The sequence below is a fragment of the Streptomyces sp. NBC_00038 genome (assembly GCF_026343635.1).
In the GTDB taxonomy this organism is placed as follows: domain Bacteria; phylum Actinomycetota; class Actinomycetes; order Streptomycetales; family Streptomycetaceae; genus Streptomyces.
In genome coordinates, this window is record NZ_JAPELQ010000001.1 from 238,818 (window position 1) to 260,447 (window position 21,630).

Below are 21,630 nucleotides of genomic sequence, written 5' to 3' on the forward strand. Positions count from 1 at the left end.
GAGATGAGTAACTCTGCTGCGGCTGCAGTCCTCGCAAGTACGTCACGTACTGCCCGACCTCGAATGGCGGGCGGCGGGCGACAAGGAGCACAGTTCGTCGGAGGCCCGCGGCGGTTCGGTGGGATCTGGACGTCCGGAACCGGAACGACGACCAGATCGCCCGCGTCCATTGGCTCGCCGAACAGGTGGGTGGCCCGTTCACAGACGGGGTGCAATTGGCGCCTCTGTAGCCCCTCAGTAGATAGGAAACACCGCTGTCTCCATCTACCTCTGTTGCAGGATGGGCCGGACAAGTCCTAGTTGGGACCGGGGATCCGCGCGAGTCCCACCTCGGCCTCCTGGACCATCGCGTGCTGGTGGATTCGGGCACCGATCTCCACGGCGCGCGCATAGTGCTTGCCTGCCTGTGGGAAATCGCCGGAGCGTTCTTCACATCTGGCGACGTGAATCAGGCTCCAGCCCGCCAGAACGTCGTCGTGAGGTTCCCGAACCAATCCCGGGGCCTCGGCAAAGTTGCGAGATGTCTCGTTCTGAGAGGATCCCGGGGTGCTCGACTTCGGGATCGAAAACTACCGGCCTCATTGGCTGAACGGCCGCTCCGCGGTCCTGGCAGCCCACGGCCGGCCACTGCATGCGCTCATCGGCCGCCCGTTGACCCATGCCTGGCTGGTCTGGGACGTGCAGGACGACGAGTGGTTCTCCGACTGCCCCGTCCTGCTCGACTTCACCGGAGAGCAGGTTGAGATCAACCACGCAAAGTTGGACGACCTCTCGATCACCTGGAACACGGTCGACACCCACCGCCCGGTCCTGTGGCCCGACTTCGATCTCCAGTGGCGCCACGACATACGCCCCGAGTTGCACGCCCTCCAGAGCCAGCGTCTTCAGGACGTAGAGCTCCTCGAATGGGCTGGGACCGACATGGCCCAGGGAACAGTCGCCGTCAGCTTCCACTTCCCCCACGGCCAACTGACCATCGCTAACGCCCTCGACGAGAACGGGCTGACCTTCGGGCCACCCGAGTCGCGCTACCTGCGTCACTCGCTGAGCTAAAGCACCCGTCCCGAAACCGGACATCCTCACCCGACTTTGCTGAGGCCCTGGAACCAGCCCCAAGACCAAGGCAGTCTGCCGCTGGCGGAAACTCATGTGGCCTCAGCGCACCATCTGGGTAGGGTCGGGCAATGCCCGAGCTGAAGCGGCTGCATGCCGGCCACGCCCCGGCGGTCCTGGCCTTCGAGCTGGCGAACCGCGGCTACTTCGCTGCCTCGATCTCCGACCGCGGCGACGACTTCTTCGACCAGTTCACCGACCGGTACAACGCCTCGCTGGCCGAGCAGGAGGCCGGCGTGTGCGCCTTCTACGTGCTCGTCGCCGAGGACGGCTCGGTACTGGGCAGGTTCAACCTGTACGACTTGGAGGACGGCACTGCCAGACTCGGCTACCGGGTCGCGGAGCGGGTCGCCGGCCGCGGCGTGGCGACCGCGACCGTCCGGGAGCTGTGCCGGATGGCGACAGCGATGCACGGCCTGCTCACACTGCGGGCGGCCACCTCCCACGACAATGCCGCGTCCCAGAAAGTCTTGGCCAAGGCAGGGTTCGTCCCGGTTGGCCCTGCCACCCCGGCCGATCTCGGCGGCAAGTCAGGCGGTTGGTACCAGCGCGACCTCCAGCCATAGACCTTGATCTTGCTCGTGGGTCGGCTGCGGGAAGGCTGCGGCCACCGCTGATCATCGGTGTGTGGCGATATACCCGGCGACGTCGGCGGTTGTCCCCGGGATACCGGTCGCCCATGGATGAGGTCGAAGTCCTCGACGCCTATTCCGAGCCGCGACTCTGCGCGTCGGCGATGTGTTCCTGAAGGTGGACGCCGATCAGTCGCGGATCGACGTCGAGGTCGAGGTGATGGCTCTGGCGCCGGTCCCGATTCGTGCGCGGCTGGGCATTTGCGAGCCCTCTCGACGACCACCATTCCACGTGGTTCAACCGAGGGATCACCGCACCTGGGGGCCAGTCGCTCAGGACGCCTCCACCGCCGCCTTGATTCGCTGCCCGAACGCGGGTGCGTCCTTGCGTGCTGCACCCAGGGCGAAGCCCACCAGCAGTTTTCCGATGCCGTGGCCTTCGAGGTTGTTGAAGATCCTCACCTTGGTCGTGCCCGGACCGGTGGACTCCAGGTCATAGCCACCCTCGTCCGCCGTCACGATGTTCTTCGAGGTCTCCGTCCAGCGGATTCGGTGGGGAGCGTCGAATTCGGTGATCCGGAACGTCCGGCCCGTCTTCATGCCGGCGTCCTTGACCGTGCTCGTGAAGACCGTGCCCTTTGCCGTCGGCCCCTCCGGAGCCTTCGTGATCGCCTGGACCCTCGGGCTGAACTTGGGGTCGTTCGTGCCGTCGGAGAGGAAGGCGAAAACCTCCTCGATAGGGCGGTTGATCTCGGCTGTCGCCTCAAACTGACCGGCCACGATTCCTCCTGTGCTGCGTTCGCTGGAGTTCTGGCTGAGTGCACGTTTTGCCGAGCCCCATCAGCCTATCGGCGCGGCTCAATCCGTGCGTCTCATGAGCGCTACGACGCCGACACGGCCCTGTCCAATGGGGGCGCAGCGTTGGGCGGTGTCGCGCCGTCGCCGGGCGCCACGGTTCGGAGGACACCTCCCCGGCTCGCCCTTCGCACCCTTGGACTCAAGGCGGGAGTCCGGCGCGTCTGTCCGTCACTCTTTGGGCCAGAGGATGAAGTCGGCGAACGCACGTCGGGCGGGTTGAGGCCCGACTTCGTCCAGGGCCGCGCGCACGGCGTGCAGGTGGGCCGGGGTCATCTCCAGCGGGGGTTCGTCTGGCTGGTACGTGGTGCGGATCGGGTAGTCGACACCAGGCTCGCGTGTCATCTCGATGTGGCAGCCCAGGACGTGGGTGACGGGACGGTGGTCGACGAATGCGATCAGCCGGTCGATGCTCCGTGAGAATGCCGACCAGTCCTCGATGTACAACCGTCCGCGGTAGACGGTGTCTCCCGTCAGCAAGAACCCGGTCCACGGGTCGTAGAAGGTGATGGCCGCAGCGTCGTGGCCCGGGGTCGCGAGCGCTTCCAGTACCCGCCCCCCGAGATCGAGCGGCCTCACCGCCTCCGGGTCGTCGGCGAACCCGAAGTATGTCCAGGCGGCATCCCGATCGCCACCCACCACGATCGTGTCCGGCCGGTCGAGGAACTGGCCGTCGCCCGCGACGTGGTCGCTGTGCGAGTGCGTGTGGAGTACGAGAAGGCCGTACGAGTCACGGGGGTTACCAGCCAGCCACGTCTCGACGAGGTCATCGACAGTCCGGCGTACCGGAAGAAAATCCGCTGACTCTGTGGCACCCGTGTCGATCAGGACCGCCTGGCGATTCCCGAACAGCACGTACAGAAACGGAGCCTCGTAGTTGATCGCCTTGTTCTGTCTCAGCAACACCGTGTGCTCGTCGTACCAGTGCACTTGAAGATCGGGGTCGGTGTTGTGCTTGGCGGACGGCGACCCGTGAATCCAGTCGACGCCTAGTGGCTCTGCGCTGAGCTGCTTGCCGCCGAGTTCGCCCGCACCGGACACAATGCCTCCTGAAGTGCGACCTCTTGGCGCCCCGGGTGTGGCGCACGGCTCGTCCGGAAGACATGGCGCTCTCGTCCTCGGCCGGGACGCTATCACCGCACATCAAGTGCCAGGGAGCAACCTGCCGGTTGGAATCAGGGCGCCGTGAACAGGGTCGGGAAACGGGGCGCGAGCCAGGGTTTGCGTCCCCAGGCAACGACCTGCCCCTGCCCGATGGCCCTCCACGGGTTGCGACGGCCCAGCGCTATGAGGAGGAAGGCGACGGGTTCGATCAGGATGGTGCAGTCCGGACGACTCGACGTCGTCGGGGTCACGTGCACAGCTCCGTCGCCCAGGCTCACGCCGAACGCCGCGCCGCCGCGGAGGCGAATGGCGTAGCGGACAGTCAGGTCGGCGACGGCTGCCGAATCGACGACGCGCGGCATGACCGAGAGCATGAACGGCATGCACAGCCCGACACGGTCGCGGTCGATCATGTGGGGGCGGTTCAGCGCACGGGCAAGGTCGTAGCCGTGGCCCAGCATGTGCGTCAGCAGGTAGGACGCGAGAACGTTCCTGTCCATGGGGCCCAGGGGCGTGACGAGTGCCGGGCCGACGATGCTCTCGTCGGCGGCGGCCCGATCCGCCGCGTCGAGGAACGCGTCGGCCTGTTCTGTGATCATCGATGCCAGCGGCTCCGCCCCGCGCTCCCCGAACGAGGCGAGGGCCTGTGCGTTCGCTGCGGCCAGGCTCTGCGTCGTGCCGTCGCCGTAGGGACGTTGGTGCCCGGCTGCCAGGTCGGCCATGAGCTCGTTGGCCAGCGCCAGATGGGCGGCCGCCTCGCCGACCGTCCACTGCGAATCCGGTACGGGAACGGTCGTGTCGGAGGTGCCTTTCAACAGCGTGGCGATGTCACCGGCAGTCTCATGTATCGCTCGTGCGAGCCCTTCGGGCAGAGGCCCGTGGATGTGCTGCTGCGCCGTAGGCTGCACGTTGGCTGTTCCCTCCCGCCATCTCGCGCCCCTCGCGTATCCGGCGCGCCGTACCCAATCAGACTCAAGGCCGGGCTACAAGCCCTCGCGTGCCACGGTCCTGCCCGGCCTCGGGCGTGGTCCGGACAACGGAACTTCGCGGCAGTTCGTGGTGTAGCGGTCGGCGAGCTGACTTGCGCCCTCTCGGTACGCGTCGCCCTCGAAGGGGAGCTGTTTCGGTAGGCGTAGAGGCCTGCGAGGGCAGCGGCGGGGAGCGTCATCCCCCACATGCTCGGCCTTGGTCGCTGAGTAGCCAACCATGCCAACCATGCCGACCGCGCCGTCCTCGGCGGCGGCAGACGACGTGTTGAGCGGGCCACCCCCGAGCGCGTTCCTTTCAGGGGCGGAGCGTCTTACCCGTGGAGCATCTTGGTGGCGACGTCCCACAGCCGCGTCGCGTCGCCCGCGTCGAGTGCGTACGGGAGCACACCGGTCGTGGCGGTGGGGTCGAGGTGGGTGTGGACCTCGGCTTCGTTGCAGTTCTCGAAGTAGCGGCCGGTGACGCCCGCGAGCAGCGGGGATGCGGCCGCCAGCACCGAGGTGGCGGCGCCCTGCTCGACGGTCTTCCAGGCGAAGGCGTCGAAGGCCGCCTCGATCTCCGGCGTCATGTTGCCCTCCTGGTGGCGCTGGAGGCCGGTGCGGATGCCGCCGGGCATGACGGCGTTGGCGGTGATGCCGTCGTCGGCCCAGCGCGTGGCCGCTTCGATGGCCAGCAGCGAGTTGGCCGTCTTGGCCTGGCCGTAGGCGGCCCATTCCTCGTAGGGGCGGCGCTCGAAGTTGATGTCGTCGAAGACGACCGGGGAGAAGAGATGGCCGATGGAGCTCAGGGAGACGAGGCGCGCGCCGCCCGCGGCGGCGAGCGCCTTGTGGAGGCCGAGGGCAAGGTTGAAGTGCCCGAGGTAGTTGGTGGCGAACTGCAGCTCCCAGCCCTCGGGGCTGCGCTGCAGTTCGGGCAGCGCCATGATCCCGGCGTTGTTGACCAGGATGTGCAGCGGGCCATGCCAGGCGTCGGTGAAGGACGCGACCGAGGCCTGGTCGGCCAGCTGAAGCGGTGCGGCGGCCACCCGGGGGTTGCCGGTCTTGGCCGTGATCTCCTCGGCGACACGGTGGCCGGCCTCGACGTTGCGGACGGCGAGAGTGACGTCGGCTCCGGCGCCGGCCAGGGCGCGTGCCGTCTCCACGCCGATTCCGGAGGTGGCACCGGTGACTATGGCGCGCTTGCCGGTGAGGTCGACGCCCTGGATGACCTCGCTCGCGGTGCTGTGGAAGCCGAAGGGCGTGGTGAGGCGCTGCTGGGGGTTCATGGGGGATCTCCGTTGGTGTCGGCGTGCCCCGTGGAGGCGTTTGCGGGCCTTCGACGCGGGGCGAATCGCTATCCGGAACCTGGGCCGGTAAGCGTGATCAAGTTGAACGGAATGTGTTCCGGATATAAGGGGTGCTCGACGGGCTGCGACGCGCAGCCCGGGCAAGCACCCCAAGGTCGATCCGGACGAACAGGTGAGCCGGGTGCTCCACCTCCTGCAGAGAGGGATCCGCGCCCGGCCCTGAACGTGGTGACAGAGGCGGCGTACTGCCCCGACAACCACGGACTGTTCGCCACTTCACGGTTGACGACCGAGCTCGTCGTCGGTCACGACGTGGTACTGCCTACTCCGGCAGGGTGACCGCGCCCAGCTCGATCAGGGCCTCCGCAGTAGCCACGATGGTGTCCCTGACGTCCAGGGGCTCCCAGCCGAGGACGGAACTGGCCTTCTCGTGGCTGATGTTGGGGATCCGGCCCTCCAGAACGGCTGCGTCCTTCAACGCGGGCTCGGTCTTCGCGGCCTCGCGTACCTGCTCGATGGTCAGTTCCGTCGCGGGCAACCGGTCGGCCGCGGCGGGGAATTGCTCGCGAAGGATGTTCGCGATCTTGAACAGGCTGGACGATCCGCTGTTGGCGAGGAATCGCTCGCCCGCGGCCTTCGGGTGCAGCATCGCGCGCAGATGCAGGTCCACGACGTCGCGTACGTCGACGACGCCGAAGTTCCAGACCGGCACCGCGGCGGACATCCGCCCGGCCATAAGGGCCTTGATCAGTCCGATCGAGCCTGAGGGCCGGTCCACGAGTTGGGGGCCGAAGATGCCGGTGGGGTTGACGACCGCCAACTCGATGCCCCCGTTGGTCTTGACGTAGTCCCACGCCGCCCTCTCGGCCAGCACCTTCGACTTGTGGTAGGCGGGCAGCCCGGGGGTGTCCGGGTCGGTCCAGTTCTCCTCCGTGTAGTGGTCGTCGGGCGTCAGGGTGTACCCGACCGCGGCGAAGGAGGATGTCATCACGACCCGAGGGATCCCGGCGCTGCGGGCGGCGGCGATCACCCGAACCGCGCCGTCGCGGGCGGGGAGGATGACCTCGTCCTCCGTCTCGGGAGGAGTGGGCGGGAAGGGTGACGCGTGGTGCAGGACGTGCGCGATCCCGTCCATGGCCTGCGCCCAGCCGTCGTCGGCGCTGAGGTCCGCGACCGCGAACTCCAGCAGGTCCGCCCGGTCGACCCCGGCCTGCCGGAGCGCCGCCAGCACCTGAGCCTCCTGTGCGGGCCCCCGGACCGCCACCCGGATTTGATGCCTCTCGCGCAGCAGGCGTGCGACCGTGTGGGCGCCGACGAAACCGCTGCCGCCGGTGACCAGCACCTTCTCGTCCTCGGGGAATGAGAGGTCTTCTGTGTTCATTGCACTCAGTCCTTCGCAGTGGAGTGGCGCCCGCGCCGGAGGGCTATTGGTTCAGCCTTGCCCGTCGGGCGTCAGAAGGTTGTTTTCGGGGTCCGGCTCCGCTCGGTGGACAGTCGGCGCACCACGGCGAACAGCCAAGGGATGTTCGGGAGGGCCCCTGTCGCGGAGCTGTACCGCTATCCGGAATTCATTCCGGTAAGACCAAGCTAACCGGAATGCGTTCCGGATGCAAGCGGGGGCTCGACGGCGCCGCGGATTGAAGTCCGGGCGCGGGCGGGGCGCACCCAGCGCCGCGGGAGCCGGCTCCCAGCCGCCCGACCTGCGGCCTTGGCCCACACCCCTCCGCCCGGGAGTTAACATGCAAATGGAATGGATTCCGCTTCCTAGGGGTGACTGTGGCCAAAACCGAGACGACGCAGCGCAGACCGCGCGCGGACGGGCAGCGCAATCGCGCCCGCATCCTCGAGGCGGCGCTGCACCTGTTCGTCGAGCGAGGGCCCGACGTCCCCTTCACCGAGATCGCCAAGGAGGCGGGCGTCGGTGTCGGCACCATCTACCGCCACTTCCCGGCACGCGAAGACCTCATCGAAGCGGCCTACCGCTCGGAACTGGATGCCGTGTGCGCCGGGGCGATGGAACTGCTGGAGCAGGAGCCACCCCAAGATGCCCTGCGGATCTGGATGGACCGGTTCGTCGACTACTGGGCCACCAAGATCGGCTTGACGGAAGCGCTCGAAGCCGTCGTGGCCGCGGGCAGGGACCCGTTCGCGCAGAGCCGCGGGCAAGTCGATGAAGCCGTCGGCGCGCTGCTCGCGGCAACCGCGGCGGCGGGAGCCACGCGTCCCGAGGTCGAACCGGACGATGTGGTGGTGGCCCTCAGCGGCATCGCCATGGTCGCGCCTGTGCTCGAGGACCGCGATCAGGTGAGTCGGGTGCTCGACCTCCTCTACGAGGGAATCCGCGCCCGGTCCTGAGCGGCATGGATGAAGACCGGTGAAGTCCACGGATCTTCGCCGCCGTCGTCCGCGTCCAGGTCAGGCGCGTCCGGATCGAATAGAGGACTGCAGGGCCCCCGAGGGACGCGCCGCCTGCTCAAGCCACGGTGGGCCACAGTGCTTTCTCGCCGGGCCTCACGCCGCCGCGTCGTATGCGGTACGCACCCGGACGCCGCCGCCGGTCCGCGTTCGCGGGGCCCTCTCCGCGAACACGGCCAGACGCAGCACGAGATAGCGGCCGATCCCGACGAGCGCGGTGGCCGACAGGTACACCGTCTGCTGCAGGACGAGCCCGGCGTCGGGGCGGAGCGCGGCCAGCACACCGACCGCGCCGGACGTGACCAGCCAGCCGGCGCCAATGGTGGCCGCGCTCTTCAGGTGGCCGGCCAAGCCGGGCCGGCCGTGACCGAACGAGACACGGGCGTGCAGCTCGGTGGCAGCCACGGTGGAGGCGACAGTGGTCAGCGCGTTCGCCGCCATCCACGGCATCCATTGCGCGAACAGGACCAGGGCCGCCGAGGCCGCCAGGGTGACCCCGCTGCCCAGCCCTGCGAAGCGCACGAAGACCGGCGCGTGGCGGCGGATCAGTCGCAGGCCGTTCATGGTGATCCCCTGCCGGGCCGCTGACTCTCGCGGGGCTGTCGTTGTCGTCATGCGGCAGAGCGTGGCCGACCCCCCATTCATCGCGGTTTCAGAGCGTTTTCAGGGGAGCCTGCGGTGGTGAAACCGGTGCGGCGATACGCCGTCGGCCCCGACCAGCTGCTCAACGGACTGGAGTTGAGGGAGCGCCCCGAGTCGGCCGTGCCGTGTTGGGAGGCCGCCCGCCTCCCAGCTCTCACAGTCTGATGACCACCAGGGCGGTGTCGTCGGTGGCGCCGCCGGGCGGAAGCAACTCGAGCAAGAGGGCATCGGCGAGGCTCTCGGGTTCGGTTCCTTGATGGTCGGCCAGGGCATCGTTGAGGCGGCCCAGGCCGACGTCGATGTCTTCGCGGCGGCGTTCGATCAGGCCGTCGGTATACAGGACCAGCGTGTCGCCCTCGGCGAAGCCAGTAGCGGCCTGTGGGCGGGCGGCATGCTCGGGGCGGGCGCCAAGAGGGGGATCAGTGGCCTGGTCCAAGAACTCAACGTTGCCCGCGCCCCGCAGGAGGGCGGGTGGCGGGTGACCGGCGCTGCTGTAGGTGAGGGTGCGGGTGTCCCAGTCGATGCAGACCGACACAGCCGTGGTCGATTCGGCGCCCTCGACGGAACGCGCGTACAGACCAAGGACTTCGAGCGCCTGGGCCGGGCCGGCGGAAACCCGGGAAGCGGCGCTGAGAGCGCTGCGCAATTGGCCCATGACGCCTGCCGCGGCGAGTCCGTGACCCACAACGTCGCCGACAGCGACCGCAATGCGGTCGCCGGACAGGTCCACCAGGTCGTACCAGTCGCCGCACACGTTCAGCGCGCCTGCAGCGGGCCGGTAGCGCACAGCAGCGCGATGGTGACCCACCTCGCCAGGAGCGGGCAGCATCGCATCCTGCAAGGCGAGTGCAACCTCGCGCTCGCGGGCGTGAGCCTGCCGCAGGCGCTCGTTGACCTGCTGCAGTTCCCGGGCGCGCGTGTACAGCTCGGCCTCCATGACGCGGGCCCGGTCACCACCGTTTCGCCCGCCACGGGCGCGGATGAGCTCGGTGACCTCCTCCACCCGATGGATCAGCAGCACTACGTTGCCGTCCGGGTCCAGCACCGGCGCGTTGACCGGGCTCCAGTACCGCTCCTCCCACTCACCGGGCCGGTCCACCGATTCGACGTCGTAACGCTGCAGGGCCATGGTGTCGCGCTCTCCTGTCGCCACCACCCGGCGCAGAGACGCTCCCAGGTTCCGCATCCCGCTCGAGGCAGGGTCGTCGGGCCGGTCGGGAAACACATCGAACAAGTACCGCCCGATCAGCTGCTCGCGAGTGCGCCCGGAGCTACGCGTGAAGTCCTCGTTCGCGTCTGCGTACACCAGCTGAGGAGTCAGCAGCGCCACTATGCCGGGCAAGACCTCGAAGACAGCCTTGTAATCGATCTCCGGTCCCGCCACCTGTCCGCCCGCCTCCCGCCGCCCCGTCGTGCCCACACGATAAGAGCGACGGGCCGCCCGGACCGTAACCCTCCTGGCGTGGCTCTCAACGAGTCGCCCGAGCAGCCGCCATTCCGCGTCTCGCGCGGTATCCGGTTCGTCGACCGCGTCCGTGGCGTCGAGCAGCCGGGTGCCAGCGGGGAGCAGGGTCAGACCGTGCCCGTGGGACCGTGCCGCTCGGCGGGACACGGGAGCCGGAACTCTTTCAACCGGCCCCCGCCCGCTCCAGGTTATTTCTCGACGTCCTTCACCGAGGTCGGCCCCAACTGCTTGGCGCTGGCGTACTCCGGCATCGTCATGGGCTTGTCGAACAGGAAGAACGACTGGTTCGTGCCGACCGTGAACTCCATGTACGCACCCGTCGTGGCATCGAAACCGTAGTAGGCGTTGCAGGTGGAGCCCGACGTGTACGTACCGTCCATGCCGGGCTGTGAGAGAACCGCGACGCCGTTGTTGGTGGACTCCACCTTCTCCGTCGGAGTGAGCATCTTGCAGCGCGGCACCGGCAGGCCCTTCATGATGAAGTACCCGTACTCGCCCTTGGCGTTCTGGATGTAGACGTACGAGAGTTTGCCCCGCTTCCCCCACGTCTTGATCCACTGGTTGATCGCTTCGCGGGTCGGCGAGTACTCCATGCGGCCCGCCGGCTGCTGGGCCACGAGGTGGTCGTAGTTGTCCTGCTTGGCCTTGTTCTCCTTGTCCTGGCTGGAGTCGTCGGTGCAGGACGTCAGGGCCAGGCCCACGACGAGCGCAATGACGGCGGCCAGGGCCATGCGTACGAACTTCTTCATCGGATTCCTCCGTGGATAGTCCGCTCTTCAGGGTGGAGAGGGAACGGATTCCTGCGGAGCCGGGCATCGAGCTGGGATTCGCCATCAGGGCGGATCGCCGTGCCCTGACCCGCAGGTTTGGTCTCTACTTGTGGACTCGCTGGTTTGTGAGCGTGACCGGGAATCACGTGAAGCGGGCGTTCAAGTACCGCTTCTATCCGACCGCTGCGCAGGCAGCCGAGCTGTCGCGCACCTTCGGATGCGTTCGCAAGGTCTACAACCTGGCGCTCGCCGCTCGTACGGAGGCGTGGACGCGTCAGGAACGGGTCAACTACAACCAGACCTCGGCCATGCTGACGGTGTGGAAGAAGACCGAGGAACTGGCCTACCTCTGCGAGGTCTCCTCGGTTCCGCTGCAGCAGACGCTGCGGCACTTGCAGACGGCGTTCACCCACTTCTTCGCCAAGCGGGCCAAGCACCCGCACTTCAAGTCCAGGCGAAAGTCCCGAAGGTCGGCGGAATACACCACGTCCGGCTTCCGGTTCCGTGACGGGAAACTGACACTGGCGAAGATGCCTGAACCGCTGGACATCGTGTGGTCGAGGCCCCTCACCGAGGGAGCGGACCCCTCGACGGTGACGGTGTCGCAGGACGCTGCGGGCCGCTGGTTCGTCTCGATGCTGTGTGACGACCCGTCCCTCGAGCCCCTGCGGGCCAACGGCAACGCGGTCGGTATCGACGTGGGCTTGGACCACCTGCTGACCCTGTCGACCGGGGAGAAGGTCACCAACCCGCGCCACGAGCGCAAGGACCGCGTTCGCCTGGCGAAGGCTCAGCGGAACCTCGCAAAGAAGACCAGGGGTTCGGCGAACCGGAACAGGGCCCGGCTCAAGGTCGCCAAGATCCATGCCCGGATCGCCGACCGTCGGCGGGACGGCCTGCACAAATTGACCACTCGACTCGTGCGCGAAAACCAAACGCTCGTGATCGAGGACCTGACCGTACGCAACATGGTCAGGAGCCGGAGCCTGGCCCGTGCGATCAGCGATGCCGCGTGGTCGGAGTTCCGGAGCATGCTGGAGTACAAAGCCGCTTGGTACGGGCGCGAGGTGATCGCCGTGGACCGGTGGTTCCCCTCGTCCAAGCTGTGCTCCGCCTGCGGCACCTTGCAGGACAAGATGCCGCTCAGCGTCCGCACCTGGACGTGCGACTGCGGGACGACCCACGACCGGGACGTGAACGCGGCGAAGAACCTTCTGGCCGCCGGACGGGCGGTTGCAGCCTGTGGAGCTGGTGTAAGACCTCAACGGAGCACTCCGGGCGGGCAGTCGGCGATGAAACAGGAAGTCTCACGGCGCAAGCCGTAAGAATCTCCCCCCTTCAGGAGGGGCGAGCGTCAAGCGGTGCTGCCCTCTTCCCAGGGTGAGATGGGGATCAGTTGGTGCACGTCGTGCGCTCGGCGGTGGCATCCAGCCGGTACGGCAGATCCTTGTCGTGGAAGGGCGCGCGGTGCTCCTGGGCGGCCTTCGAGTTGTAGTCGTTGACCGACTCGATCCGGCTGGCCTTCAGCGCGGTGATCGACTGGTCGATCTGCGTCCTGCGGGTCTCCGAAGCGGCCTTCCGCTCCTGCTGGAGCACCTGGATCGTGCCTTCGGCGTTCTGCACGGCCTCGCACAGATCGAAGAACTCCTCGTACGTGGTCTGACGGAACTCGCCCGAGCCGACGGTGTTGTTGCGCTTCTCGACCTCACCGCGGAACGGGGCGGTGATCCACGCCGCGCCGCCGAAGGCGAACGCTCCGATCATGTACAACACCGCCAGGCCGATGACCCCGGCGACGGCCCAAGCCCCTAACCGTGCTCCCTCGCGTACCTCCCACATGGCCATCCCCCTTCGCAGGTGGTTCCGCGGCGTGGAACCACCTTCCGCGAAGGAGGACACGGCGCCCCGCTGAAACGGTTCCGCCGGCGCGAGCGTCAGGTGGGACCGCCGGGGGTCGAGCCGGTTCCAGGCCATGTCGGCGCCGCGGTGCTACCGCTGCTGCTGGCACAACCGTCCGGCGGGGCGAACGGTCTCCTGGGTGAGCAAGCGGCAACGGGGGCGAAGTTGCGATCCACGCGGCTCCCCCGTAGACGTAGACAACGGGGAGCAGTCATGAAGACAGGCACGTACCTCAAGGTCGCGATTGTCTCGGCGTTAACGGCGGCTACCGTGGCCGTCGCCCCGGCCTCGGTCGCAGCGACGGACAGTGCGGTTCCCGCCCCGTCGGCCCCGGGCCAGGCTTCGGCTCCTGCCTGGCACACGTCCCTGGCGGGGACGCTCTCGGACAACTCAGCGCTCTTCGACATCGCGTCGGTCGGTCCGAATGCCGCCTGGGCGGTGGGAGTCCAGTACATCGACGGCGTCGGCCAGGGTGTCATCCTGCGCTGGAACGGCAGGACCTGGCAGCAGCAGTCCACCCCCGGCGTGCCGGCGACCGGCGTGTGGCACGCCGGGGACGCGGTGTCGGCGCACGACGTCTGGGCGTACGGCTGGGACCAGCAGGGCGAGACCCTGGCGCATTACGACGGCAAGCGGTGGACGCAGACGCCGCTGCCCGCCGAGAAGGGCTACGGATTCGCGAAGCTCGCCGCGGTCCCCGGCAAGGTCTGGCTGGTGGGCGACACCGCGATCAACTCCTACGCCCACGGCGTCTGGCAGAGCACCCCCCTCCAAGCCGGCGTCAGCATCACCGCTATCGAGGCGCGAACCTCCCGCGACGCCTGGGCGGTCGGGCAGTTCGCGTACGTCGGTCAGCCGAGCCGATCCGTGCTCCTGCACTGGGACGGCAGTTCGTGGACCGACGTCGCGCCGTCCGGCAGCGACATCCGGGTCACGGCCGTCTACCAGGAGTCCGCCAGCAGTGTCTGGGTCACCGCTCTCACGCCGTACGTCGAGGACGAACCGCAGCAGACCAAGGTGTTGCACTGGGACGGCCACAGCTGGCACGACGTCACCGGGCCGGTCGGCGGGCTGTGGGCCGGCGCCATCACCGGCGACGGCAAGGGCACCGTCTGGGTCTCGGGCGACCCCTACGGCTACGAGGGCACCGCCCTCTACTGGCGCCTGCGCGACGGCGTCTGGACCTCCGTCGCGGGCGATGCCGTCCCCAGCGGCCACACCCAGTCGTACGACATCGAGGCCCTCGCGCCCACCGGCCGCAAGGGGCAGTTCTGGTCCGTCGGCTACTACGGACTCATCACCGGCGAGTCCACCTCCGCGCAGTATGAGCTGATCCAGCGTTCGACTCGCTGACCCCTTCTAGACGATTCAGTCCGCGAGCAGTTTCATGCAGGCGCTCGGCCGGGTTTTCCCGGCCGGGCGTTTTGCGTGGGTGGCAGTTGAGATGCGCCGAGGTCGGGGTGTCGTGGCCACTCGGCAGCGCATAGGAACCTACCAAGTGACCAGTCACTGACACTAGTCACTGCTGTACGTACTTTGTGGTGCACGTCACGGACTCCGAGGGAGGCGTCAGCCATGGAGGAGAACCCCGACGGCTCGCGGGCCTATCTGAAGATCGACCGAGTGCGGGTCGCAGATCAGATCCTGGAGGATCTGCGAGTCAGGATCCTGCGTGGCGAACTCCCCCACGGCTCGCGCTTCCCACCGGACCGTGATCTTGCCGCGAGGTACGGAGTCAGTGTCGCCACAGTGCGGGAGGCCGTTCGTGCCCTTGCCTCCCAGGGGTTGGTCCGGGTCCGGCACGGCAGCGGATCGATCGTCACCGTGCGGACAGAGACCCTGATCGCGGTGTCGTTGGCCTCGGCCATCCAGTTGGAGGCCTCCTCCGTCACGGACGTGATGGACATCCTCGGAGTGGTCAACTCGCACGCGGCCGGGCTCGCCGCGCGCCACGCGACCGACGAGGAACTCGCCTCTTTGCGGGAGGCCGCCGAGCGGCTCGCCTCCATCGAGGACCTGGACCGGGCGATGCAGGATCTACGGAGTTTCCTGCGGCTGCTCTCCGGGCTCTGCGGCAACCCGGTACTCGCCGCGATCTGCTCCTTCCTCGGTCAGCTCCAGGTGGAGCTGGCGATGGAACTGTCCCAACGTCAGATGCTGCCCCTGCGGGAGGTGGCCGGCGCACTCCACAACGACCGCATCCTCGTCGTCGAGGCACTGGAGGCACGAGACCCCGAACGGGCAGAGCAGGCCACCCGCGCCTACCACGATCACGCCCTGGAACTTCTCACCTCCTCTCCGGGGACGCAGCAGATCCGGCTCTCCGATCCCAGCTACACGCGCCTCATCTCCTCGCTCATGAGCACAAAGCTGGTCTCGCTGACCCGCTGAGAACCTGCCCGCCGACGCCCTGGCACCATCGGTCCGTCGTCGGCGGCCCTGCGTTCTCGCCACAGCACGCGCGCCCATCGGCCGCGGACACGGACATCCGTGCCTCGCGGTGATCCGGAGAACCAAGGGGGACTTTTCAGAGCCGCACACACCCAGGAGGCGCCTTGAGTGCCGACGCACGTCCCGATCTTGACTCGCTCATCAACCGCAGCAAGACATCCCGCTTCCAAACCCTCATCATCACGCTCTGCGTCGCCGTAATGGTCCTCGACGGGTTCGACACCCAGTCGATTTCCTTTGCCGCACCCGACGTTGCCACCACCTGGCACGTCTCCCCCTCCAGCTTCGGCTTCGTCTTCGGCATCGGCCTGTTCGGCGGGCTGATCGGCGCGATCTCCACCGGGGTGATCGCCGACCGGATCGGCCGGAAGCCGACACTGGTGCTCGCTGTTCTCCTCTTCGGCGCGACCTCTCTCACCACTCCTCTCGCCGACTCGATGACCTCGTTGAGCGTCATCCGGTTCGTCACCGGTCTCGGTGTCGGCGGCGCGTTGCCGGGGCCATCGCGATCGCCGCCGAGTACGCCGCGAAGCGGGCACGGGCCACCGTGGCGGCCATCACGTTCTGCGGCATCCCGCTGGGCTCGGTGCTCGGCAGCGTGCTGGCCGCCCACCTGATCCCCCGATACGGCTGGGGCAGCATCTTCGTCGTCGGCGGCGTCCTTCCGCTGCTGCTCGTCCCTCTCATCATCGCCTTCGTGCCGGAGTCCATTCGTTTCCTGTCCTTGCGGAACGATGACGCCGCCATCGCGAAGCTCCTGGCCCGGATGGGCATCGACGAGGAACAGGTGGCACAGGCGAAGACGAAGGCAGGGGATGTCCCTCGGCGGACTCCTGTGTGGAGTCTGTTCACAGAGGGGCGGGCACTGGGCACCACGCTCCTGTCGGTTGCCCTGTTCCTGACGCTGCTGATGGCCTTCTTCATCGTCAACTGGCTCCCCACACTGGCCACACGGGCCGGCATCGGCACGTCCGCGGCGATCCTCGCCGTGGCCTCGCTGAACGTCGGCGGGATTCTCGGCAGCCTCATGATCAGCAGACTGTCCGGCCGATGGGCGCCGGGCATGGTGATCAGCCTCTCCTACGCCCTGGGAGCCGTCGGCATCGCCTGCGTCGGACAGACCGGCACATCGGGCGCGTGGCTCCTGAGCACGGTCTTCGTCGCCGGCTTCTTCGCCATCGGCGCCCAGATGTGCACGGTCTCGCTGCTCGCCACCTACTACGACACAACCCTGCGGGCCACGGGTGTCGGCTGGGCGATGCGCTGTGGCCGGGTCGGCGGGATCATCGGCCCCACCGTCGGCGGCTGGATGGTCGCCGCGTCGATCAGCATGGGGGCGATGTTCGTCGTCGCCGGGCTTGTCTGCGCGGCGTGTGCCGGCACCGTCTTCGCCCTCGGACGCCTCGTCCTGCAGAAGGCCGCGGATCGCCCCGCAGAGATCCACCCCGTCGCCGCGGATCCCACGCCCGCCGGCTGAACGACTCCCCCTCTCCCGGAGAACAGCATGAAGATCACCCACTTCGACGACAAAGCCTGGGTGAAGGACCACCCCACCGGCGACGTCTCCTTCCAGCACCTGCTGAAGGGAGAGCCCGACTCCCCCGACAATTTCATGTACATCCTGGGTCGTCAGGATGCCGACTTCTGGATGCCGCGCCACCGCCACAACTTCGAGCAGATACGCCTTCCGGTCCGTGGCGACATGAACCTGGGGCATGGCCTCGTACTGCGCGAGGGTGAGGTCGGCTACTTCCCCGAGGGCACGGCGTACGGCCCGCAGGAGGACGCGCTCGGCGACGCCGCTCCCGGCGAACGCGTCCAGCTCGTCCTCCAGTTCGGCGGTGCGTCCGGCTGCGGGTTCATGAGCATCGAGCAGCGCCGCCGGGCGAAGAAGGAGATGTCGGAGACCGGGCGGTTCGACGGCAACTACTACCACCGGTCGGACGGCAAGACGCAGTGGATGCTCAACGCCATCTGGGAACACGTCTACGGCGAACGGCTCAAGTACCCCAAGCCCCGCTACAAGGACGTGATCATCGCCGATCCTAAGCGGTTCAACTGGCTGCCGGTACCGGGCGCGGACCGCGTGGACCGCAAGTTCCTGGGCTCGTTCTCCGAGCGCGGCATGTGGATGGAGATGACCAGGCTCGGCCCGACGGCGCACTGGTCGTCGAGGGAGCCCCGCGGGCGGCGGCTGATCGTGGTGCTGTCCGGCAGTGGAACCTGCGAACAGACGCCGGTCGAACGGCTGGCGGCCATCCAAGTCGAATCCGACGAGACGCTCGACTTCACGGCCGAGACCGGGGCCGAGCTCTATGCCGTGGGTCTGCCACCGGTGGTCGTACCGGTCGTACCGCCGCAGGAGTCGGAGGATTTCGACTACGTGGAGATCACCGACGCCGGGCAGGGAGCGGAGCAGGCCATCGCCTGATCGGGCGCGCGGGGCCTGTCCCACCGCGCCTGTGAAGAGTCAGTGGCTGTGGGACACCGTGTCCCACAGCCACTGTCGCCGGGAAGCGCGGGCAGACCGACCCACGAACCGAGGAATCAAGAACGGCTCATGGAACCCTTGTCGTTGTCCCAGGCAGCGCACATCGTCGACGCCGCGCCGGCGACCGGCCGACGACAGAACCTCCACCCGCTCACCGTCGCCGTCCTGGACCAGGGAGGCGCACTGGTGGCCTGCCAACGGGAGGACGGTAGCGGCCTCTTGCAACCGCAGATCGCCCAGGCGAAGGCCTGGGGCGTCCTGGGCATGGGCTTGGGCGGACGCACCTTGGCCGCCCGGGCTGAGGCGGCGCCCGCATTCTTCGACGCGCTGAGCTCCATCTCCGGTGGCCGGATCGCCCCGGTGCCCGGAGGCGTACTGATCCGCGACAGCGCCGGCCGTGTACTGGGCGCCGTCGGAATCAGCGGTAACACCTCCGACAACGACGAAACCTGTGCGGTCGCCGCCGTGGAAAGTGTCGGCCTCTCCGCCGACCCTGGCTGACACACGCGGGCGGCAGTGCTACGGACGACGCGTCGCACGGCGGCGGGCGCCAGTTGCGGCGTCGCAGATCGGCGAGGCTCTAGGACAGTCCGCAGTCGAGCATGACGCGTGCGTGGTCGCTCTCGACCAGGAACTTGCTCCCGGTGACCGTTCCCACACCGCCCAGGAAGGTCAGCAGGGCGGGTCTGCTCGGTGCCATTCCGGACTCGGTCCGCCTCGGCTGCGCTGTGTCCATGGCGGGTGCCTCCTGGCCCATCGTCGCGCCTGCCTCCACCTTCGCGCCTCGGGCCGGGCCGTCGCTTGAGCCGTCAGGGCCCCATCATGAGGGCCGATCGGCCCCTGCGCGATGCCGTGGTGTTCTGCCTCGTGCAGGGGCCGGCCATGCCTTCGTGACGCCGACGACAGGCGTCTCCCGGGGCAGGCAGAACGGTCGCTCCTTGGTGCCGCCCCCGCCGAGTCGGGCCGGTATCGGTAGTACGACTCCCTAGTGCGGCCTCGTGGCTACAGGGGCCCCGGCCGATGCCCACGACATCGTGCACGCAAAGGCGGACACGTTGATCCGGCCCGGCTTGCCCTGGCCAACAGGGCCGACTGCCACGAGCACTTGGGCCGGTCGGCCCTCCTGCGGCACTGCCGCGGACTGCGAGCGTGATCCGTACACCCACCCCGAGGAGGTCCTCACCATGCCCCGTACCGTGACCGTCGGCCTGGACGGCTCGCCCGAGAGCCTTGCCGCGGCGGAGTGGGCAGCCCGCGAGGCCGCGCTCCGCGAACTCCCGCTGCACCTCGTCCACGCCTGGGACTGGCAGCCGTACGCCGAGCCGGTGTCGGACGACGAGACGCGCCGCCACTGGGCCGACCGCGTGCTGGGCGACGCGACGGAGCGGCTGGGGCGCCACCACCCGCATCTGGAGATCACCTCCGAGCAGGTCCGCGACGCGCCCACGACAGCACTGCCGGCCGCCGCCGCTGAGGCCGAGCCGCTGGTCATCGGATCCCGCGGCCTCAGCGGCGTCGTCGGCTACTTCGTCGGCTCCGTGGCGCTCAGCGTCGTGGGTCAGGTCGCCCGGCCGGTCGTCCTCGTCCGCTCCGGAGCGCGGGCCGAGGACGAGCACCAGCCGAACCCCGAAGGACGCCCGTCCATCACGACCCCGTACCGCGATGTCGTACTCGGCCTCGACCACGAGCACCCCGACGACACGTTGATCGAGTTCGCGTTCGAGGCCGCGGCCCGCCGTGCGACGGCCCTGCGCGTGGTCCACGGCTGGAGCCTGCCACCCTACTTCGCCTACGGACTCTCCGCCGACCCGGCACTGGGCAGCGAACTGGCCCAGCAGGAGAAGAGCGCGGTGGACGAGGCGCTGGCTCCATGGCTCAAGAAGTTCCCCGGGGTCGAAGTCGTCGAGCAGACCGCGATCGGCAACGCGGGCGATCATCTGGTCGACGCGGCGCGCGACGCCTCGCTGATCGTCGTCGGCCGCCACATCCGCCGCACCCCACTCGGCGCGCGCATCGGGCCCGTCACGCACACGGTGCTCCATCACGCCGAGGCGCCCGTGGCGGTGATCCCCCACGAGTGACGGCCTGCGCCCCCTGCCACCGAGGCGCGCACGGTCCGCTCTTCGGCCGGTTCGGGGCCGTTCGGCCCTGTTGGCCGCACCTCTGCGGTGATGTACTGCAGATGAAGCCAGGGACTGGCTCAAGAAGACGCCCAGAAGCGGCTCAGTACCGCGCACCGCGCAATCGAGGTCCGCGAGAAGCGGGCGCCGGTCCTTGGCTTCCATCGATTCCGCCTCCATGGCTCAGGTGTCGACGCGCAAGCCCGTCTGGGCCGAGAAGAAGAGGTGCAGCGTCCACGGTCGCGGTACGGCGCGCGGTTCCCGCCCCTTGCGCGCGCCCACAGACCGGCCGTCCTGTCACCGGCCGGCAAACCCTTCTGGTGATCCGGGCGGACGCCGGGGGCGACCTCCCGCGCGTTGGGTCCGACCGCGTCCCACATCTCGCGGCTCATCCCGACGAAGCCGTCGCCGAAGTACACGCCTGGTCCGTGGGCGGCACCGTGAACTGGTTCATGGCCGGGGAGCCGATGGGGATGCCGAGGTCCAGCAGCGTTCACTGGCCGTCCCCGGGAGAGCCCTGGTGAACGGCCGCTTGGAGAAGGGCCGTTCATGCCTGGGGGTGCGCCGGGGGCGGTGACGGCGCCTTGGGCTGCCTGCTCGGCTGGTGCTTCACTGCGGGTTGCAACGATGGGAGTTCACCCCGGGGCATACGGCGGCCGTCGCGGCGGCAGCCAGGCAGCCACGATGGACAACGTCAGGCACGCTTGCGGGCCCACTGCGGGCCGACCTCGGCCCATTCGCGTTCCCATTCGCCCGCGCGGTGCACGTCCAGGCGCCGCCGGACGACCCAGCCGCCGGTGAGCAGTACGGCGCAGACCCCGCCCGCGGCCACGGCCCCCGACAGGCCGCCTCGGGCTTCCACCTCGGCGGGGCCGGCCGGTTCGCCGGTGCGGGCTCCCTGGTCGTCGGTCCACACGGTGGCCCGGTCACCGGCCCTGAGGCCCGTCTTCACCTCCGCGTCGCCGGTGCGGGTGGTTCCGTCCGGCCCGGTCCACCGCACCGCCGTAGTGCTGTGCCGGTCCTGACGCTGACTGTCCAGGCTGTCCTGGACAGTCCATGCCGTCGCCGCCCCGGCCATCGGCGCGCCGATGGCGATGGCCAGGCCCGTCGCCAGGACGACCCAGGCCTCCGCCGCGTCCGACCGGCGTCGCAGCGGATTGCGTCGCCAACGCCACAGCCTCACCTTCGTACCCATCGCCACGCCCCCATTTCCGACTGCCGCCTCGGTCGGTTCCGGGCGGTACGACACAAGTACCGTCCCAGGCTCGGGCGTTACGGGCCGAGGGCCACGCGGGTCCGCCGCCGGGGGACGATCGGCCCGGCCGCGCAGCCTGTGGAGGGACCTTCGGCCCTGGCACGGATCCAGGGCCGGGCCCCGGACATCTCGTAGAACGGCGAGTGGCCGCCGCCCGGAGTCAGATCCGGTGCGGCGGCCGCTGGTTGGGGACGGGGAACGTTGAT

20 protein-coding genes and 2 pseudogenes are annotated in these 21,630 nt (G+C 68.6%); 11 read left to right on the top strand and 11 right to left on the bottom strand.

All coding sequences use genetic code 11. The annotated features are described in order from the left end of the window. The first annotated feature begins 546 nt into the window (after positions 1-546). The 3 genes and pseudogenes from OG219_RS01190 to OG219_RS01200 form a co-directional block, all read left to right on the top strand. Entirely contained in the window at positions 547-1,053 is a 507-nt protein-coding gene (locus OG219_RS01190; protein ID WP_266821907.1) for a hypothetical protein, read from the top strand. A gap of 131 nt (positions 1,054-1,184) precedes the next feature. Further along, a complete protein-coding gene (locus OG219_RS01195; protein WP_266821909.1) occupies positions 1,185-1,679 on the top strand; it encodes a GNAT family N-acetyltransferase in 495 nt (164 codons plus the stop codon). Between the two features lie 113 nt (positions 1,680-1,792). Further along, a pseudogene (locus OG219_RS01200) lies at positions 1,793-1,926 on the top strand (aminoglycoside phosphotransferase family protein); the annotation flags it as partial. Positions 1,927-2,018: 92 nt separating this feature from the next. Here OG219_RS01200 and OG219_RS01205 read toward each other — a convergent pair. The 5 genes from OG219_RS01205 to OG219_RS01225 all read right to left on the bottom strand — a co-directional run bounded on the left by OG219_RS01205 (position 2,019) and on the right by OG219_RS01225 (position 7,297). Continuing rightward, positions 2,019-2,465 (bottom strand): SRPBCC family protein, encoded by a 447-nt coding sequence (locus tag OG219_RS01205; protein ID WP_266821911.1) that lies wholly within the window; start codon positions 2,463-2,465, stop codon positions 2,019-2,021. A 246-nt stretch (positions 2,466-2,711) separates the two neighbouring features. After that, the gene (locus tag OG219_RS01210; protein ID WP_266821913.1) at positions 2,712-3,581 is read right to left on the bottom strand and encodes an MBL fold metallo-hydrolase; all 870 of its coding nucleotides are present in this window, start codon (positions 3,579-3,581) and stop codon (positions 2,712-2,714) included. A 134-nt stretch (positions 3,582-3,715) separates the two neighbouring features. Then, positions 3,716-4,552, bottom strand: a complete 837-nt coding sequence (locus tag OG219_RS01215; protein WP_266821915.1) for a maleylpyruvate isomerase family mycothiol-dependent enzyme — start codon at positions 4,550-4,552, stop codon at positions 3,716-3,718. 392 nt (positions 4,553-4,944) lie between these two features. Continuing rightward, the gene (locus OG219_RS01220) at positions 4,945-5,895 is read right to left on the bottom strand and encodes an SDR family NAD(P)-dependent oxidoreductase (RefSeq protein WP_266821917.1); all 951 of its coding nucleotides are present in this window, start codon (positions 5,893-5,895) and stop codon (positions 4,945-4,947) included. Between the two features lie 343 nt (positions 5,896-6,238). Next, entirely contained in the window at positions 6,239-7,297 is a 1,059-nt protein-coding gene (locus OG219_RS01225; RefSeq protein ID WP_266821919.1) for an NAD-dependent epimerase/dehydratase family protein, read from the bottom strand. A gap of 395 nt (positions 7,298-7,692) precedes the next feature. On the opposite strand from OG219_RS01225, the gene OG219_RS01230 reads away from it, so the two are divergent. After that, positions 7,693-8,271 (top strand): TetR/AcrR family transcriptional regulator, encoded by a 579-nt coding sequence (locus tag OG219_RS01230; protein ID WP_266821921.1) that lies wholly within the window; start codon positions 7,693-7,695, stop codon positions 8,269-8,271. A gap of 156 nt (positions 8,272-8,427) precedes the next feature. Here the strand turns inward: OG219_RS01230 and OG219_RS01235 are convergent, their stop codons facing one another. The 3 genes from OG219_RS01235 to OG219_RS01245 all read right to left on the bottom strand — a co-directional run bounded on the left by OG219_RS01235 (position 8,428) and on the right by OG219_RS01245 (position 11,187). Further along, positions 8,428-8,946 (bottom strand): hypothetical protein, encoded by a 519-nt coding sequence (locus OG219_RS01235; RefSeq protein WP_266821923.1) that lies wholly within the window; start codon positions 8,944-8,946, stop codon positions 8,428-8,430. 181 nt (positions 8,947-9,127) lie between these two features. Further along, positions 9,128-10,357 carry a PP2C family protein-serine/threonine phosphatase gene (locus OG219_RS01240; RefSeq protein ID WP_266821925.1) on the bottom strand — a complete coding sequence of 410 codons (1,230 nt, stop codon included), beginning with the start codon at positions 10,355-10,357 and terminating at the stop codon, positions 9,128-9,130. 269 nt (positions 10,358-10,626) lie between these two features. Beyond that, a complete protein-coding gene (locus OG219_RS01245; protein WP_266821927.1) occupies positions 10,627-11,187 on the bottom strand; it encodes a hypothetical protein in 561 nt (186 codons plus the stop codon). Between the two features lie 152 nt (positions 11,188-11,339). Between OG219_RS01245 and OG219_RS01250 the strand changes: the two genes are divergently transcribed. Further along, positions 11,340-12,533 (top strand): RNA-guided endonuclease TnpB family protein, encoded by a 1,194-nt coding sequence (locus OG219_RS01250; protein ID WP_266821928.1) that lies wholly within the window; start codon positions 11,340-11,342, stop codon positions 12,531-12,533. A gap of 67 nt (positions 12,534-12,600) precedes the next feature. On the opposite strand, the gene OG219_RS01255 is transcribed toward OG219_RS01250, so the two are convergent. Next, positions 12,601-13,047 carry a hypothetical protein gene (locus tag OG219_RS01255; protein ID WP_266821929.1) on the bottom strand — a complete coding sequence of 149 codons (447 nt, stop codon included), beginning with the start codon at positions 13,045-13,047 and terminating at the stop codon, positions 12,601-12,603. A gap of 273 nt (positions 13,048-13,320) precedes the next feature. On the opposite strand from OG219_RS01255, the gene OG219_RS01260 reads away from it, so the two are divergent. The 5 genes and pseudogenes from OG219_RS01260 to OG219_RS01280 all read left to right on the top strand — a co-directional run bounded on the left by OG219_RS01260 (position 13,321) and on the right by OG219_RS01280 (position 18,550). Continuing rightward, the gene (locus tag OG219_RS01260) at positions 13,321-14,460 is read left to right on the top strand and encodes a hypothetical protein (RefSeq protein ID WP_266821930.1); all 1,140 of its coding nucleotides are present in this window, start codon (positions 13,321-13,323) and stop codon (positions 14,458-14,460) included. Positions 14,461-14,682: 222 nt separating this feature from the next. Next, positions 14,683-15,498 carry a FadR/GntR family transcriptional regulator gene (locus OG219_RS01265; RefSeq protein ID WP_266821932.1) on the top strand — a complete coding sequence of 272 codons (816 nt, stop codon included), beginning with the start codon at positions 14,683-14,685 and terminating at the stop codon, positions 15,496-15,498. 260 nt (positions 15,499-15,758) lie between these two features. Continuing rightward, a pseudogene (locus tag OG219_RS01270) lies at positions 15,759-17,035 on the top strand (MFS transporter). A gap of 27 nt (positions 17,036-17,062) precedes the next feature. Continuing rightward, positions 17,063-17,989: a hypothetical protein gene (locus tag OG219_RS01275; RefSeq protein WP_266821933.1), complete on the top strand. Its 927-nt coding sequence runs from the start codon at positions 17,063-17,065 to the stop codon at positions 17,987-17,989. 129 nt (positions 17,990-18,118) lie between these two features. After that, positions 18,119-18,550 carry a heme-binding protein gene (locus OG219_RS01280; protein WP_266821935.1) on the top strand — a complete coding sequence of 144 codons (432 nt, stop codon included), beginning with the start codon at positions 18,119-18,121 and terminating at the stop codon, positions 18,548-18,550. Between the two features lie 79 nt (positions 18,551-18,629). On the opposite strand, the gene OG219_RS01285 is transcribed toward OG219_RS01280, so the two are convergent. Beyond that, positions 18,630-18,785, bottom strand: coding sequence for a hypothetical protein (locus OG219_RS01285; protein ID WP_266821937.1), 156 nt, complete (start codon positions 18,783-18,785; stop codon positions 18,630-18,632). 448 nt (positions 18,786-19,233) lie between these two features. Here OG219_RS01285 and OG219_RS01290 point away from each other — a divergent pair, with 448 nt between their 5' ends. After that, a complete protein-coding gene (locus OG219_RS01290) occupies positions 19,234-20,130 on the top strand; it encodes a universal stress protein (protein WP_266821939.1) in 897 nt (298 codons plus the stop codon). Between the two features lie 733 nt (positions 20,131-20,863). On the opposite strand, the gene OG219_RS01295 is transcribed toward OG219_RS01290, so the two are convergent. Beyond that, positions 20,864-21,364: a hypothetical protein gene (locus tag OG219_RS01295; RefSeq protein WP_266821941.1), complete on the bottom strand. Its 501-nt coding sequence runs from the start codon at positions 21,362-21,364 to the stop codon at positions 20,864-20,866. Between the last annotated feature and the right edge of the window lie 266 nt (positions 21,365-21,630).